The sequence below is a fragment of the Flavobacterium granuli genome, from assembly GCF_031456055.1.
Classification (GTDB): Bacteria; Bacteroidota; Bacteroidia; order Flavobacteriales; family Flavobacteriaceae; genus Flavobacterium; species Flavobacterium granuli_A.
The window spans coordinates 182,879-198,701 of sequence record NZ_JAVDTX010000004.1; the positions used below are offsets into that span (position 1 = coordinate 182,879).

Below are 15,823 nucleotides of genomic sequence, written 5' to 3' on the forward strand. Positions count from 1 at the left end.
TAATATTAATTTTAAAACAACTATTTACTCATGAGCCAAAACCTTGCTTTTGCGGATTACGCAGTATTTATTATTTATTTTGTCCTTGTATCCGCTTATGGATACATGATTTATCGCAAGCGTGAAAAAAACGAGCACGATGCGAAAGCTTACTTTCTTGCAGAAGGAACATTAACTTGGTGGGCTATCGGAGCTTCATTAATCGCTTCAAATATTTCGGCTGAACAATTTATAGGGATGAGTGGTGAAGGATTCTTTTTAGGAATCGCTGTTGCTGCATATGAGTGGCTTGCTGCTGTTGCTTTGATTATTGTTGCCGTTTGGTTTATTCCTGTTTATTTGAAAAACAAGATTTATACAATGCCTCAATTTTTGAAAACAAGATATAACGAATCAACAGCTTTGATTATGGCTGTTTTTTGGTTGTTTTTATATGTATTTGTAAACTTGACTTCTATTTTATACTTAGGGGCTGTTGCAATTAACGGACTTGCAGGCGGAGAGTATCTGCATGTAATTATGGTAGGTCTGGCAGTTTTTGCTTTACTTATCTCTTTGGGAGGTATGAAAGTGGTAGCTTATACTGACGTAATTCAGGTAGCAGTTTTGATTATTGGAGGATTGGTTACTTCTTATATTGCTTTGACTACGGTAGGACATTATTTTGGTTTTGGTCAAGATGCAATTGCTGGTTTCAAAGTATTGATGGAAAAAGCTCCAGAGCATTTCAAAATGATTATTCCAAGACCGACAGCTACTTCTTCTCAATTGGAAATAGACAAGTATCTTACTTTTCCAGGATTAATGTCTTATTTGGCGGGTATTTGGATTATCAACCTTAACTATTGGGGTTGTAATCAATACATCACTCAAAGAGCTTTGGGTGCTGATTTGCAAACGGCTCGTACAGGTATTTTGTTCGCAGGATTGTTGAAATTAGTAATGCCTCTTATCGTAATGTTACCAGGTATCGCTGCTTATGTTTTATACGAAAACGGACATTTACCTCAATTGGTTGGTGGAAAAGACGGAGCATATTCTGCAATGTTGACGTTCCTTCCTACAGGTTTGAAAGGATTATCTGTGGCGGCTTTGACAGCAGCAATTGTAGCCTCTTTGGCTGGTAAAGTAAACAGTATTTCTACTATTTATACTTTGGACGTACACAAAAAATACATTCAAAAAGGAGCTTCAGACAGAACTCAGGTAAATATCGGAAGATACGCTGTTTTTGCAGCGATGCTTCTTGCTGTTATATTTACTTGGAATGACTTGTTAGGAATTGGTGGTGTGGGTGGATTCACTTACATCCAAAAGTATACAGGATTTATTAGCCCAGGGGTATTTGCGATGTTCTTCCTAGGTATGTTCTGGAAAAGAACAACTGGTACGGCTGCAATTGTAGGTGTAATTTCCGGTTTCTTATTATCGGTATTTTTCAATGAGTTTGCACCTGCATTACTTGGAAATGAAACTTTGTTATATACGGCTTGGCCTAATGGAAAAGGTGGTTTCGAAATTCCATTCCATATCTGTATGGGATTGTCATTTGCATTTACAATGCTTCTTATGATTGGTATTAGTTTTGCTGGGCCAAAAGTGAATCCAAAAGCATTCGAATTGGATACTGAAATGTTCAAAGTAAAACCACAAACAACAGTGTTGATTGTAATAACACTATTGATTATTGCTTCATTATACGTGAAGTTCTGGTAAAAAAGTTAGTTACTTATTTAAAAAGTGTGAAACTGAATTCGTTCGGTTTCACACTTTTTTTTTGGATATGCTAAATCTTTGTTTAAATAAAATTTTACTAGGACTGTTTTTTTTGAATGTATTTACCCAAATCAACCATGGAGGTAACCCAAATATCCTTTTCTTTTTCTTTTAAGTAGAGTAGTAATTTTTGATGTTCTTCCAAATGAATATTCATGGGATGTTCACCACCAACGCCATGAAATAAGAAAACGATAAATGACCCAGATTTCTCAGCTTCTTCAATTTGAGCTATCATTTGTGTTGCGGTCGTTCCATTTTCTACAAACGAATTGACATTGGCTAAATCTACTTTTCTTGCTTGAAGGAATCCTGACTCAACTCCTCTTGCGGCTACAAAATCATTTTTCAAATAATCATAGTAAAGTGTGTCTCTAATCTTTAAATCTCCGCAGGGATAGGCAAAAGTACGTTCTGATTTGCCATCAATATCTTTTAGAAGTTGGTTTGCTGTTCGTATTTCTTTTACGGCTCTGTCAAGTGTATAGCTGGATAGGTCATTGTCTTTGCCCACAAAGTCACGGCCTGGCAAACTGCCATCGCAAGGATGATATAATGTGTGATTTCCCAATTCATGGCCTTTTTCAGAAGCAGTTTTCCATTCCTCAATTCTGTTTGTAACTACAGGCGATGAGGCGATGAGATAAAAAGTGCCTTTGAAGTTGAATGAATTAAGTGCAGGAATTACTTTGTCAAGGTGTACATTTAGTGCATCATCATAAGTTAATACTACAGCACATTTTTTACCATTCCAGTTTTGGGCAAGGCATAAGTTATGTGCTATCGACAGTAGGGACAGAATAAGGACGCTTTTTAATTTCATGGAAATATGTCGTTGATAGGTTTAATTAATATTTAAAGACACGCTTAAAATAATCGTTTTGTCGATTTTATGAAGGCTTTATTTTGTAAACATACCCACTATTTTTTATAAATCAAAGAGTTGGATAAGTGTCCTATTTATTTAGATAAAATCTTTTTTAAATGAACTTACGACTTTATATGGTTTTTAAGAAACTAAAAAATCACACTTTCTTTATCACGTAGGTCACCATGCCCCAAATGATGAGTTGATTTTCTTCGGTGACTTTTATGGGTTCGTAATTGGAGTTTTCGGGCATGAGGTACAAACAGTCCTTTTCGACCTGAATGCGTTTTACGGTGAACTCGCCATCGATACAGCAAATCGCAATTTTGTTGTTTTGCGGTTCCAGACTTCGGTCCACAACCAATACATCTTTGTCGTTGATGCCGGCATCAATCATCGAGTTGCCTTTGACTTTGATATAAAAAGTAGCCAAAGGATTTTCGCTTAGTTCTTTATTTAAATCGATATTGGTTTCCATAAAATCGGCAGCAGGCGAGGGGAAACCGGCCGAAACGCCTTCATTTATATACGGAATTTGCCTGTCGCTTTCAAAGTCGGGACGGAAAAAGGTAAGCTTTTGTTCTTTTTTTATAGACATTGTATCTCGAGAATATCTTTGAAATTAGTGGTATATCTGGGCGAAAGATGATTTTGGTTCATATTCCAAGTTAGGCTTAAATTTTGGGAGGCCAATTTTATTTTGGTATCGCCAATTTTGTGGTTCAGTCGATCCATCACTTTCATTAAAGCCAAATGTTTGGGGTTTTCTTCTTCGAATAAATGGAATTGTTTTTGGTTTTCATCAATTAATTCCGTGAGTATAACTCCCGCTTTTTTGAACCTGATTCCTTCGTTGCCTTCGTGCAGTTTCTTCAATATTTCGACAGCAGCATTGGTTATGGTTAAAGTCGAATTGCTCGCATAGGGTAATGTTACCGCCATATTAAAATAATATTGGGACGTTTTAACCGAATGTTTATCGACTACCAACATTACAATAATGGTGTGACAACAGGAATGTTGCTTGCGTAGTTTTTCGGCACAAACGGCGGCGAAAGTGGTTATTCGTTCTCGAAGTAAATCAAAATCGGCAATTTGTTTCGGAAAACTTCGGGTGGTAGTAATGCTCTTTTTTTGTTCGACAATGGGCTCTAGGTCGAGAACAGATTTGCCTTCTAATTCATATTTTAGGCGAAGGCCAACAACCCCCATTTCTTTTTTAATCCAAGCTTCGTGCTGTGGTTGGATAAAATCGAGCGCGGTATTGATATTGCGTAGTTTGACTTTCTTTATAGTTCGGTAACCAATGCCCCAAACATCTTCAATTTTTGTCCATTTCAAAGCTTTGATTCGTTTTTCCTCGCTGTCAATGACATAAACGCCTTTGGTTCTGTCCTGAAATTTTTTGGCAATTTTGTTGGCGACTTTTGAGAGTGCTTTGGTTTCGGCAAAGCCAATACAAGTTGGAATGCCGACCCATTTTTGGATACGATTTTTCATTTGAAGTCCATAATCGTGATAATCCAAAACATTCAAACCGTTAAAATTCAGAAAGGCTTCATCAATACTATAAATTTCTACGTTGGGAGTGAACTGTGCCAAAATAGCCATCACTCGATTACTCAGATCACCATATAGAGGATAATTGGAAGAAAATATTTGAATATTTTTCTCTTTGACCAATTCCTTAATCTGAAATGCAGGTGCTCCCATAGGAACTCCCACAGCCTTGGCTTCATTACTTCTGGAAATCACGCAGCCGTCGTTGTTGGATAATATCGCAACAGGTTTTCCGTTGAATTTCGGTTGAAAAACACGTTCGCAGGAAGCATAGAAATTATTACAATCGACTAAAGCATACATACCGCAAAATTACGGAATAGTGGGGTATGCTCTTGGGTATTGGGAGTTAATTTTTGGAACTGTTGATAAGTAAAAAGCAGATTGTAATTTATCTATTTCATTTTACCTATTGTATGGATAGTACTTTGAAATGATAGTATATTAGTCTAAACTAAAACTCAAAGTTGAAACCCTTTTGAGTAAGTTTTTCGTAAATTTCTGGGTCAAACTTATATAATTGTGCCGCTCGATGGGAAACATCTTGTTGTTTTTCATCCAATGGAACCAGTAATTTCATGTGTAGAATTTTTCTGCGGAAATTGGATTTGTCCATTTCTACACCTAAAATTTCTTCGTATAAATGCATGAGTTGCAATAAGGTGAATTTTTCTGGTAATAGATTAAAGCCCACTGGAGCTTGACGCACTCTGTGGCGTAAGTTTTTTATGCTGTAGGCTAGTATTTCATTATGGTCATAAATTAAATCTGGTATTTCGTTAATCTTATACCATTTGGCATCCGAAGCCGTAAAACCTGCTTTAATATTGTAGTCTTCTCTTTTTACCAAAGCATAATAGCCAATGGTAATTACCCTTCTCAACGGGAAACGGTCGGGTTCTCCAAAAGCTTTTAGCTGTTCAAGGTAAATATTGTCCATACCGGTAAGTTCGGCTAACAAACGGTGAGCGGCATCATCTGTGCTTTCTTTTTTATTTATCCAACCACCTGGCAATCCCCATTTTCCTTTACTGATACCTTCGGCATGTTGTACCAAAAGGACTTCCAGAATACCGTTGTCGAAACCAAATATAACACAGTCAATGGTAATGGCATTCATGGCAGATTGTTCCACAGTTTGTATTAGATCTTTATCAGTATTTTTTCCGCTCATTGCCTTATAAAGTTTAGCACTAAATTAATATTTTTTTAACGAGTTGGGTTGTGCACAAAAAAATAAATTTTGTAAATTAATTGTGTTTAATTCATTTGATAATCAGTAATTTAACAGTGTGAATGATAAAAACCAGATCAAAATCAGTTTTTCATATAAGATATCAGTAAAAACAGCCCCCTTTTATTGTTAATTACAAATATTTCGATACATATTTTTGTTAATATGAAAAATAAGCCCTATACTTGTAGTCAAATTAACCATAACGTTATGGTTTATTTGACCAAAAGTACAAAAAACAGTAATAAGTCAATCATATAATAATAAGAATATGTATTTTTTAGGAATCGATTTAGGAAGTTCATCCATAAAACTATCGGTATTTGATGCCGATAAAGGAATTACTGTTGCGGCAGTAACTGTTCCTGAATTTGAGATGGATATTATAGCGCCTAAATTTGGCTGGGCAGAACAAGACCCTAATAAGTGGTGGGAATACGTGAAAAATGGTATTCAATCTCTAGGTTCAAAACAACATATCGATTTAAAAAAGATTGCTGGAATTGGGATTGCCTATCAAATGCATGGTTTGGTATTGACCGATGAAAATATGAACCCAGTTCGTTCTTCTATCATTTGGTGTGATAGTAGAGCCGCAATCATAGGAAATGAAGTTTATGACAGAATCGGACATGAATCCTGTCAGCAACAAATACTTGGAAGTCCTGGAAATTTTACGGCTTCCAAATTAAAATGGGTTCAGCAAAATGAACCAGAGATTTTTCAAAAAGCAGTTTACATGATGCTTCCGGGCGATTTCATAGCTGCAAGACTTTCTGGAAAAGCACAAATAAGTACTTCGGGCTTATCGGAAGCCGCTTTGTGGAATTTCTCCAAGGGAACTCTAGCAACAGAAGTGCTGCAAGCTATGGGACTTCCCGTAGATAAGATTCCTGAAATTGTTCCCAACTTTGGGTTTCAAGCAACTGTACACCCAGATGTTGCATCAGAATTAGGATTGAATACAGATGTGAAAATCACTTACCGAGGTGGTGATCAACCAAATAATGCCATGTCATTGAATGTTTTAAAACCAGGAGAAATTGCAACAACTGCAGGGACTTCGGCAGTGGTTTATGCTGTAAGTGACCAAGATGTTTATGACAAGGAAAACCGTATCAATACCTTTTTGCATGTCAACAATACCAAGGCTCAAAAAAATAACGGAGTAATGTTGTGTATCAACGGTTCTGGAATTTTGTACCAATGGTTGCGTAAAATCATGTCGACAGACAGAACTGGTTTAATCGCTTATGAAGCTCTTAACGCCGAAGCTGCGAAAGTAGCTGCTGGAAGTGAAGGCTTACGTTTTTATCCTTTTGGAAATGGAGTTGAGCGTATTTTTAATAATAAAAATGCCAATTCCGGAATTCAAAACTTGAATTTCAATATTCATCAGTCAGGTCATTTGATTCGTTCGGCTTGTGAAGGAATTGTATTTGCGATGAATTATGGTTTTGATGTTATGAAATCGGTTGGAGCTTCTGGAGAAATTGTGCGTGCCGGAAATGCCAACCTTTTTTTAAGCCCTGTTTTTAGAGAAATCTTCACCAATACAACACAAACAACTTTAGAATTATATAATACCTCAGGATCGGAAGGTGCTGCACGAGGAGCTGCTTACGGTTTTGGCTATTACGCTTCTTTGGATCAAGCTTTTGATGGTTTAAAATGCATAGAAAGAATAGAACCAAATCCAATATTGACGGCACAATATCAGGAAATATACCAAGAATGGAAAAATCATATTAAACTAGAATCATAATTATGGCTACAACAAAACAAACTTATTTTAAAAATATCGATACGATAAAATTTGAAGGTAGAGAAAGTAATAATCCGTTAGCTTTCAAATGGTATGATGAAAATCGCGTAGTGGCAGGTAAAACTTTAAAAGAACACTTGCGTTTTTCTATGGCTTACTGGCATACCTTATGTAATACAGGAGGAGATCCTTTTGGTCCAGGAACCGAAACATTTGAATGGAATAAAAGCGAAGATGTTATTCAACGTGCCAAAGATAAAATGGATGCTGCTTTTGAATTCATGAGCAAACTAGGAATACCTTATTACTGTTTTCATGATGTTGACATGGTAGACGATGCGCCTACTTTGGAAGAATTTGAAACTCGTGTAAAAGCTTTGGTGGCTTATGCTAAAATCAAACAAGAAGAAACTGGAATCAAATTGTTATGGGGAACTTCAAACTTATTTAGCAATCCTCGCTATATGAATGGAGCTTCAACTAATCCAAATTTTGATGTAGTGGCATATGCTGCAGCTCAAGCCAAAATTGCTATTGATGCTACGATTGCTTTAGGTGGAGAAAATTATGTTTTCTGGGGTGGTAGAGAAGGATATATGAGTCTTTTGAACACCGACATGAAAAGAGAATTAGAACACATGGGACGTTTCTTGACTATATGTAGAGACTATGCTCGCAAACAAGGGTTTAAAGGAACTTTCCTTATTGAACCAAAACCAATGGAACCGATGAAACATCAATATGATTTTGATGCGGCTACAACCTTAGGTTTTCTTCACAAACATGGTCTTCAAAACGATTTCAAACTGAATTTGGAAGTGAACCATGCAACTCTTGCAGGACATTCTTTCGAGCATGAATTACAAGTGGCTGTAGATGCTGGAATGTTGGGAAGTATCGATGCTAATCGTGGAGATTATCAAAACGGATGGGATACGGATCAATTCCCTATTGATGTTTTTGAAATTACTCAATCTATGTTGGTAATCTTAGAAGGCGGTGGAATTCAAGGCGGAGGAATCAACTTTGATGCAAAAGTGAGAAGAAATTCAATTGATATCGAAGATAAATTCATTGCGCATATCGCAGGAATGGATGTTTTTGCCAGAGGACTTATCTGTGCAGATCATATTTTAAAAAATACCAACTATAAAGAATTGCGTCAAAAACGTTACGGATCATTTGACGGTGATAACGGAGCCAAGTTTGAAAGAGGAGAGCTTTCTTTAGAGGACCTAAGTGCCATTGCTCGTGCAAAAGGTGAGCCTCAGGCAATAAGTGGAAAACAAGAACTATTTGAACAAATTATTGCAAATGCTTTTTAGAACCAATACAATCAATACCAATTTAAATTAACCAATTGTTATTATGAAAAGTAAATATTGTACATCGACAATGCTTTCTTTTTATATGTCACTCCTGTTCAGTGTGTTTATGCTGTAGTCAGGTTTTGTACAACAAAAACCAATAACCTGGAAGTATTTAAAATTATTTCCAGGTTATTTTAAAATTGATAGCATTATGTTTCAGATGACTTCATATCAAAAAATAGGATTACTGTTTGTATGCTTTCTTCTTTTGACAGCGTTCAAAACATCAAATAATGAAAAATTTAATGATCGAAAAGTTTCCTTTAATTCAGGTTGGAGTTTTCATTTGAATGATAGTATAAAAGATAAAGATACGATCAACAGTGCGACAAGTTGGAGAACATTAAGCCTACCGCACGATTGGGGTGTTGAAGGTAAATTTGACGAAAAAAGCCCAGCTGGTTATGGCGGAGGAGCTCTTAACGGAGGTTTGGGATGGTACAAAAAAACATTTAAGATTGCTCTTGAGAATAAAGAAAAAATAACGTCAATCCTTTTTGACGGAGTTTATAGAAATAGCCAAGTTTGGATCAACGGACATTATCTTGGCAAACGCCCAAACGGGTATCTTGGTTTTCAATATGACCTTTCTCCTTACTTGAATTACGGAGATAAAAACAATGAAATAATTGTTAAGGTTGACAATTCAAAACAACCAAATTCACGTTGGTATTCCGGTTCAGGGATATTTAGAAACGTATGGTTGGAAACAACATATAAATTACATGTTGAACAATGGGGAACTTATATTACTACTCCAAAAGTTACTGCTGATAAAGCTTCAGTAAATCTTGAAACTACGATTAAAAATCAAAATTCAGTTTCTAAAAATGCAATAGTAACTACTACTATTTTTAAAAATGACACTAAAGTAACTTCGGTTACCCAAAATATAACCATTGCTGCAAACTCAAATCAGGTTCTTAATCAAAATGTTTTGGTTAATAATCCAGTTTTATGGTCTGATGAAAAACCAGAACAATACACTGCGGTTACAACAATTAGCGTAGACAGCAAGATTGTTGACGAATACAAGACCGACTTCGGAATAAGATATTTCAAATTTGACCTAAACAAAGGTTTTCTTTTAAACGGAAAACAAGTCAAAATCAAAGGTGTTTGTATGCACCATGATTTAGGGCCATTGGGTTCAGCCATCAACACTAGAGCTATTGAGCGCCAGTTGGAAATTCTCAAAGGAATGGGGGTAAACGGAATTAGAACTTCTCATAATCCACCAGCACCTGAGCTTTTAGATCTTTGCGACAAAATGGGTTTCATAGTTATGGACGAAGCATTTGACATGTGGAAAAAAGCCAAAACCAAATACGATTACAGTCTTGACTGGGATCAATGGCACGTTAGAGATTTGCAGGATCAAATTCTTAGAGACCGTAACCATCCAAGTATTTTTATGTGGAGTATCGGAAACGAAATTCCAGAACAATGGAGTGATGAAGGTCCAATAATTGCCAAAGAATTATCCGAAATCGTGAAAAAATTAGACACCACGCGATTAGTGACTGCCGGAATGAATCCAGCTGTTAATATGGATATTGATGCGGTAACACTGCAATTTGAAAATTCTAAAACTTATTTCAATAAATTAGCAACTTCGGGAGCTTTGGATATTATAGGATACAATTATGCACATCAAACTTTTGAGCACCATCAAAAAAACTTTCCAAACACCCCTTTCATTGCAACGGAAACGACTTCAGCTCTAGAAACTCGCGGTTATTACGATGCGGTTTCAGATCAGATTAAGAAATGGCCGGTAAGATGGGATCTTAAATTTACCGATGGAAACCCAGGTAATACAGTATCTGCTTACGATCAGGTTCAGGCACCTTGGGGTTCTACTCACGAAGCGACTTGGAAAGTGATGAAAAAATACGATTTCCTTGCGGGAATGTACATATGGACTGGTTTCGATTATATTGGTGAACCAACTCCTTATGAATGGCCGTCTATCAGTTCCTATTTTGGAATTGTGGATTTGGCAGGTTTCCCAAAAGATGTGTATTATATGTACCAAAGTGAATGGACAAACAAAACGGTCTTGCATATTTTTCCACATTGGAATTGGACAGCAGGACAGAACGTGGATGTTTGGGCATACTACAATAATGCTGATGAAGTTGAACTTTTCTTAAATGGAAAATCAGTTGGCGTCCAAAGTAAAAAAGGAGACGATTTGCATGTAATGTGGAGAATTCCTTTTCAGCCGGGAACATTAAAAGCGGTTTCCCGTAAAAATGGAAAGACAGTTTTAGAATCCGAAATAAAAACCGCTGAAGCACCTGCGACTTTTAAATTGTCTGCAGACAGACCAATTATCAGAGCTGATGGGAATGATTTATCTTTCGTAACTGTAGATATCACTGATGCAAATGGTGTGCTTTCGCCAAAAGCTAACAACGAAATTCAATTTTCATTGAAAGGAAATGGAACAATCGTAGGGGTTTGTAGCGGAGATCCAGTAAGTCATGAATCGTACAAAGGTTCAAAACATACTGCGCTTAACGGAAAATGTTTAGTTGTTGTTCAGTCTGGCACCAAAGGAGGCAAAATAGAATTAACAGCGCAGGCAAACGGACTAAAACAAAAGACAATTGTAATTACAGCAAAATAGATATTAACTAAATAACCAAAAATAACCAAAATGAAGAAAATACAGTTAGCTTCCTTATCGCTTTTTATGGGTTTTGGATTGTTGCTTTCGCCAAAAGCTTCGGCACAAATTCAAAATGCAGATGTGTTAAACGCACCAATAGATATCAGTAAGGATTTTGAGAATTATTTGAATACCTTTTATTTTGCTGATGAGTTAGCTAGTTTTGATCCTGCAACAGGAAAAGGAACTATAAAATATTTGCGTTACAATTATCAAACGCGTCAGGCTTTCAACAATATGATGATGAAGCCAAGTGTTGTTCCTTCGAATGAATTTCCAACCACGGAGTATGCGGTTTCTCCTGAATTGCCTTTCCAAATTCAGTTTGTATCAGATCGTTCTATTCGTATCAAAACAACTTCTGGACCACAATTCCATCCTGAAAAAGAATCTTTGATGCTCGTTGACGGAGTAGCTCCAAACCACCCGGAATTATGGAAATCTTCTAAAATAGAAGGCGGTTATAAATACACGAGCAAACATGGTTCTGTTGAGATTTTGTCAAAACCATGGCACGTAAAAATTTATGATGAAAAAGGAAAGCTATTAACGAGTACGCTTCATAATTCTGATTTTGCAAACGGATATACACCATCACTTCCGTTCTCGTTTGTACGTAGAAATAGCGATTATTCTAGAAGTATGGGAGCAGCTTTTAGTTTAGAACCAGACGAAAAAATATTTGGTTGTGGAGAGTCTTTTACCCAATTCAACAAACGTGGACAAAAAGTGGTTTTATGGACAGATGATGCCAATGGTATTCAAAACGAAACCATGTACAAGCCAGTTCCGTTTTACATGAGCAGCCGTGGTTACGGAGTTTTCATGCACCATTCAACACCTATCACAGTTGATTTTGGTAAATATTTTGGCAGTGCCAATGAAATGTACATTGGAGATGATGAAGCCGATTTGTTTTTCTTCATCGGAGAGCCAAAAGAAATATTGGATGAATATACCAACCTTACTGGAAAAGCAGCAATGCCACCACTTTGGTCATTTGGTTTTTGGATGAGCCGTATCACTTATTTCTCTGAAAAAGAAGGTCGTCAAGTTGCCAAAGATTTACGTGCTTATAAAATCCCAACCGATGTAATTCACTTTGATACAGGTTGGTTTGATGTAGACTGGAGAAACAATTACGAATTTTCGAAAGAGCGTTTTCCAGATGCTGTGAAAATGATGTCGGATATGAAAGAAGACGGTTTCCAAGTTTGTCTATGGCAATTACCTTATTTCTCTCCAAAAAACACCTTGTTCAATGAAATAATGGACAAAGATCTTGCTGTAAAAGACCGTAAAGGGAACTTGCCGTATGAAGATGCTGTTTTAGACTTTTCGAACCCTGCAACTGTGACTTGGTACCAAGGAAAATTGAAAAAATTATTTGATCAAGGAGTTTCTGTTTTCAAAGTAGATTTTGGAGAAGCTGCACCACCAGACGGAATTTATCATTCAGGACGTACTGGTTTCTACGAACATAATTTATACCCATTGCGTTACAACAAAGCGGTTGCCGAAATTACTCAAAAAGAAAAAGGTTATACTTTAATCTGGGCTAGAAGTACTTGGGCAGGAAGCCAACGTTATCCATTACATTGGGGTGGAGATTCTGAAACAAGTAATGGAGCAATGTCTTCCGAATTAAGAGGTGGACTTTCATTAGGATTAAGTGGTTTCAGTTTTTGGAGTCATGACGTAGGAGGATTTGCAACCAAAGCACCTGAGAATTTATACAGAAGATGGGCTCCTTTCGGGATGCTTACTTCTCACGTAAGAAGTCATGGTGAACCTCCGCGCGAGCCTTGGTTGTACAGCAAAGACTTTTTGGAAGGATTTAGAAACGCCGATAATATGCGTTATGAGTTAATGCCTTATATCTATGCACAAGCTAAAGAAAGTTCTCAAAAAGGATTGCCAATGATGCGTGCTTTATTTCTTGAATATCCAAATGATCCAGGTTCTTGGTTAATTGACAATGAATACTTATTTGGATCTAATATGTTGGTAGCTCCTTTATTTGAAGAAGTAACCGAAAGAGATGTTTATCTTCCGACAGGAACTTGGATTGATTACCAAACTAAGAAAGTATATCAAGGTGGATGGCACAAAATCAAAGCAGGCGATATACCAATCATAGTTTTGGTTAGAGACGGTTCTGCGATTCCTCATATTGGATTGGCACAATCAACAAAAGATATGGATTGGAGCAAATTAACTTTAAAGGTTTATGCTACTGATGCTACAAATACAGCGACCGCTAAAGTGTTCTTACCAGGAACTGACGCAGTACAAACGATTACAGTTTCCAAAAAAGGAAGCAATTTTGAACCAACATCAAATCCATTAAGCGGAAAAACCACTTTGAAAACCGAGTGGATAAAATAAATTATGTTGAGTTAGTTTAGTTTTTTAATCGGGGTTCTGGAAAAGTCTAGCCCCCGATTAATTATAATGAAAGACCATAAAAATATAAGACAATGATAATGATTAAGAAACTGATACTTCCCGCTCTATTACTATCCATAAGTATAGGTAATGCTCAAGGCACAAAAACAAAATCCTATGAATTGGCTTCTCCAACAGGGAAAAACAAAATTCAATTCCAGTTGGTGGACAGCGCACCAAAGTATGCGGTTTCCCACGGAAAAACGCAGCTAATTACACCATCTGACATGGGATTTACGCTGAAAAACAATGAAGATTTTAGCAAAAAATTTGACATTATAAAAGTCGAAAATTCCACTTTTGACGAAACGTGGGAACAGGTTTGGGGAGAAAAGAAAAAAATCAGAAACCACTATAACCAAATGGTAGTGAAATTGCAACAAAAAAGCAATGAGAAACGCAAATTGGAAATTCAGTTCCGTGCTTATGATGACGGTATTGCCTTTAGATATGTGTATCCAAAGCAAGGAACGAAAGACAGTATTTTCATCATGGATGAAAAAACGACTTTCAACCTGAAGGAAGATGGTAAAGCGTGGTGGATTCCAGCAAATAGAGAAAACCGCGATGAGTATCTTTTTAAAGACGCACCCGTAAGTACTCTTGATACGGTTTTAACGCCTCTTACTATTGAAAGTAAAAGTGGATTGGCATTGAGTTTTCACGAAGCAAACTTGACTGATTTTGCGAGTATGACTTTGGTAAATACTACTGGTACACAACTTAAATCTGATTTGGTGCCTTGGTCTGATGGTGTAAAAGTTCGTGTAAAGGATATGTTTACTTCTTCTTGGAGAACGCTTCAAATTGGAGAAAAACCTGGGGATTTAATTACGTCTTATTTGATTTTAAATTTGAACGAACCAAATAAATTAGCTAATACAAGTTATTTTAAGCCTTATAAATATTTCGGAATTTGGTGGGGAATGCATATCGGGAAATATTCATTTTGGGAAAGCCCAATTCAAGGAGCAACAACGAAACGTGCAGAAGAATATATGGATTTTACTGCCAAACAAGGTTTTCATCATTTATTGATCGAAGGCTGGAACAAAGGGTGGACACCAGCTTGGTATGAAAACAAAATGCACATGTTTAGTTTCACAAAAAGTGCAGACAATTTTGATTTAGAAAAAGTAGTCGAGTACGGAAATAAAAAAGGGGTTGCGCTAATTGGGTATCACGAAACAGGTTCAAACTTGATTAATTACTTAAAAGAAGTTGACGATGCTTTTGCTTTGTACAAAAAGTTAGGAATGCATTCGGTTAAAATTGGACACGTGGGTTCTAAATTAAACATGAAAGAAAATCACTTTGGACAATTTGGAGTGAATTATTTCAGATATATTTTAGAAAAAGCGGCTCAATATGATTTGGCTGTATTGTACCATGAGTCTATAAAAGATACAGGAGAACGCCGCACTTTTCCAAATATGGTTTCAAGAGAAGCTGCAAGAGGGCAAGAATACAATGCTTGGAGCGAAGGAAATCCGCCAAACCATTTGACTATTATTCCTTTTACTAGATTGCTTTCTGGACCAATGGATTTCACACCTGGGATTTTTGATGTTGAGGTAAAACAAGGTTATCCAGGGAAAAGAGTTCATGGAACAACGGCACAGCAATTGGCATTATATGTAACTATTTATGCTCCAATTCAAATGATGGCCGATCTTCCAGAAAATTACGAAGGGAAACCTGCTTTACAATTCCTAAAAGACGTTCCTACAGATTGGGAAGACACCAAAGTATTGGAAGGGAAAATTGGAGAATACATCACAACAGTTCGTAAAGACAGAAACAGTGCCGATTGGTATTTGGGAACTATCACAAACGAAAAAGCACGTGATGTAGAAGTTTCATTGTCTTTCTTAGATAAAAATGCTAGTTACGAAGCTCAGATTTATGCTGATGCCGAAGGTACAGATGAAACACACAATCCATCTGCTGTAGCGATTTCTAAGAAAACAGTAAAAGCTTCAGATGTATTGAAATTGCATTTAGGTGGCGCTGGCGGAACAGCTATCCGATTTAAAAAACTATAAAACACAGTTATTTTTAAACCCAATAGGATTGAAATTCTATTGGGTTATTTTCTATAACGATTTAAAATAAATATAATTTT

The 15,823-nt window shown here is 36.5% G+C and carries 10 protein-coding genes; 6 read left to right on the plus strand and 4 right to left on the minus strand.

The window, feature by feature from the left end; genetic code table 11:
• Positions 1–30: 30 nt before the first annotated feature.
• Positions 31–1,716: a sodium/sugar symporter gene (locus J2W95_RS09760; RefSeq protein ID WP_310006413.1), complete on the plus strand. Its 1,686-nt coding sequence runs from the start codon at positions 31–33 to the stop codon at positions 1,714–1,716.
• Positions 1,717–1,813: 97 nt separating this feature from the next.
• On the opposite strand, the gene J2W95_RS09765 is transcribed toward J2W95_RS09760, so the two are convergent.
• From J2W95_RS09765 to J2W95_RS09780, 4 genes are all read right to left on the minus strand, one after another.
• Positions 1,814–2,599 carry a polysaccharide deacetylase family protein gene (locus J2W95_RS09765; RefSeq protein WP_310006415.1) on the minus strand — a complete coding sequence of 262 codons (786 nt, stop codon included), beginning with the start codon at positions 2,597–2,599 and terminating at the stop codon, positions 1,814–1,816.
• 202 nt (positions 2,600–2,801) lie between these two features.
• A complete protein-coding gene (locus J2W95_RS09770) occupies positions 2,802–3,242 on the minus strand; it encodes a LexA family protein (RefSeq protein ID WP_310006418.1) in 441 nt (146 codons plus the stop codon).
• Entirely contained in the window at positions 3,233–4,507 is a 1,275-nt protein-coding gene (locus J2W95_RS09775; RefSeq protein WP_310006420.1) for a Y-family DNA polymerase, read from the minus strand. Before J2W95_RS09775 ends, J2W95_RS09770 begins: the two co-directional genes overlap by 10 nt.
• A gap of 151 nt (positions 4,508–4,658) precedes the next feature.
• Positions 4,659–5,378, minus strand: a complete 720-nt coding sequence (locus tag J2W95_RS09780) for an NUDIX hydrolase (RefSeq protein WP_310006422.1) — start codon at positions 5,376–5,378, stop codon at positions 4,659–4,661.
• A gap of 331 nt (positions 5,379–5,709) precedes the next feature.
• Here J2W95_RS09780 and J2W95_RS09785 point away from each other — a divergent pair, with 331 nt between their 5' ends.
• The 5 genes from J2W95_RS09785 to J2W95_RS09805 all read left to right on the plus strand — a co-directional run bounded on the left by J2W95_RS09785 (position 5,710) and on the right by J2W95_RS09805 (position 15,743).
• Positions 5,710–7,203 carry a xylulokinase gene (locus J2W95_RS09785; RefSeq protein WP_310006424.1) on the plus strand — a complete coding sequence of 498 codons (1,494 nt, stop codon included), beginning with the start codon at positions 5,710–5,712 and terminating at the stop codon, positions 7,201–7,203.
• 2 nt (positions 7,204–7,205) lie between these two features.
• Positions 7,206–8,528, plus strand: a complete 1,323-nt coding sequence (gene xylA, locus J2W95_RS09790; RefSeq protein ID WP_310006426.1) for a xylose isomerase — start codon at positions 7,206–7,208, stop codon at positions 8,526–8,528.
• A 196-nt stretch (positions 8,529–8,724) separates the two neighbouring features.
• Positions 8,725–11,208 carry a glycoside hydrolase family 2 TIM barrel-domain containing protein gene (locus tag J2W95_RS09795; protein WP_310006428.1) on the plus strand — a complete coding sequence of 828 codons (2,484 nt, stop codon included), beginning with the start codon at positions 8,725–8,727 and terminating at the stop codon, positions 11,206–11,208.
• Between the two features lie 30 nt (positions 11,209–11,238).
• Entirely contained in the window at positions 11,239–13,638 is a 2,400-nt protein-coding gene (locus tag J2W95_RS09800) for a glycoside hydrolase family 31 protein (protein ID WP_310006430.1), read from the plus strand.
• A gap of 98 nt (positions 13,639–13,736) precedes the next feature.
• Positions 13,737–15,743 (plus strand): glycoside hydrolase family 97 protein, encoded by a 2,007-nt coding sequence (locus J2W95_RS09805; protein ID WP_310006864.1) that lies wholly within the window; start codon positions 13,737–13,739, stop codon positions 15,741–15,743.
• Positions 15,744–15,823: the final 80 nt, after the last annotated feature.

Excerpts from the sequence above, each read along its gene's own strand:
- J2W95_RS09760 (WP_310006413.1), top strand. The coding sequence starts at position 31 with ATGAGCCAAAACCTTGCTTTTGCGGATTACGCAGTATTTATTATTTAT.
- J2W95_RS09780 (WP_310006422.1), bottom strand. The coding sequence starts at position 5,378 with ATGAGCGGAAAAAATACTGATAAAGATCTAATACAAACTGTGGAACAA.
- J2W95_RS09770 (WP_310006418.1), bottom strand. The coding sequence starts at position 3,242 with ATGTCTATAAAAAAAGAACAAAAGCTTACCTTTTTCCGTCCCGACTTT.
- xylA (WP_310006426.1), top strand. The coding sequence starts at position 7,206 with ATGGCTACAACAAAACAAACTTATTTTAAAAATATCGATACGATAAAA.
- J2W95_RS09800 (WP_310006430.1), top strand. The coding sequence starts at position 11,239 with ATGAAGAAAATACAGTTAGCTTCCTTATCGCTTTTTATGGGTTTTGGA.
- J2W95_RS09765 (WP_310006415.1), bottom strand. The coding sequence starts at position 2,599 with ATGAAATTAAAAAGCGTCCTTATTCTGTCCCTACTGTCGATAGCACAT.
- J2W95_RS09775 (WP_310006420.1), bottom strand. The coding sequence starts at position 4,507 with ATGTATGCTTTAGTCGATTGTAATAATTTCTATGCTTCCTGCGAACGT.
- J2W95_RS09795 (WP_310006428.1), top strand. The coding sequence starts at position 8,725 with ATGTTTCAGATGACTTCATATCAAAAAATAGGATTACTGTTTGTATGC.
- J2W95_RS09805 (WP_310006864.1), top strand. The coding sequence starts at position 13,737 with ATGATTAAGAAACTGATACTTCCCGCTCTATTACTATCCATAAGTATA.
- J2W95_RS09785 (WP_310006424.1), top strand. The coding sequence starts at position 5,710 with ATGTATTTTTTAGGAATCGATTTAGGAAGTTCATCCATAAAACTATCG.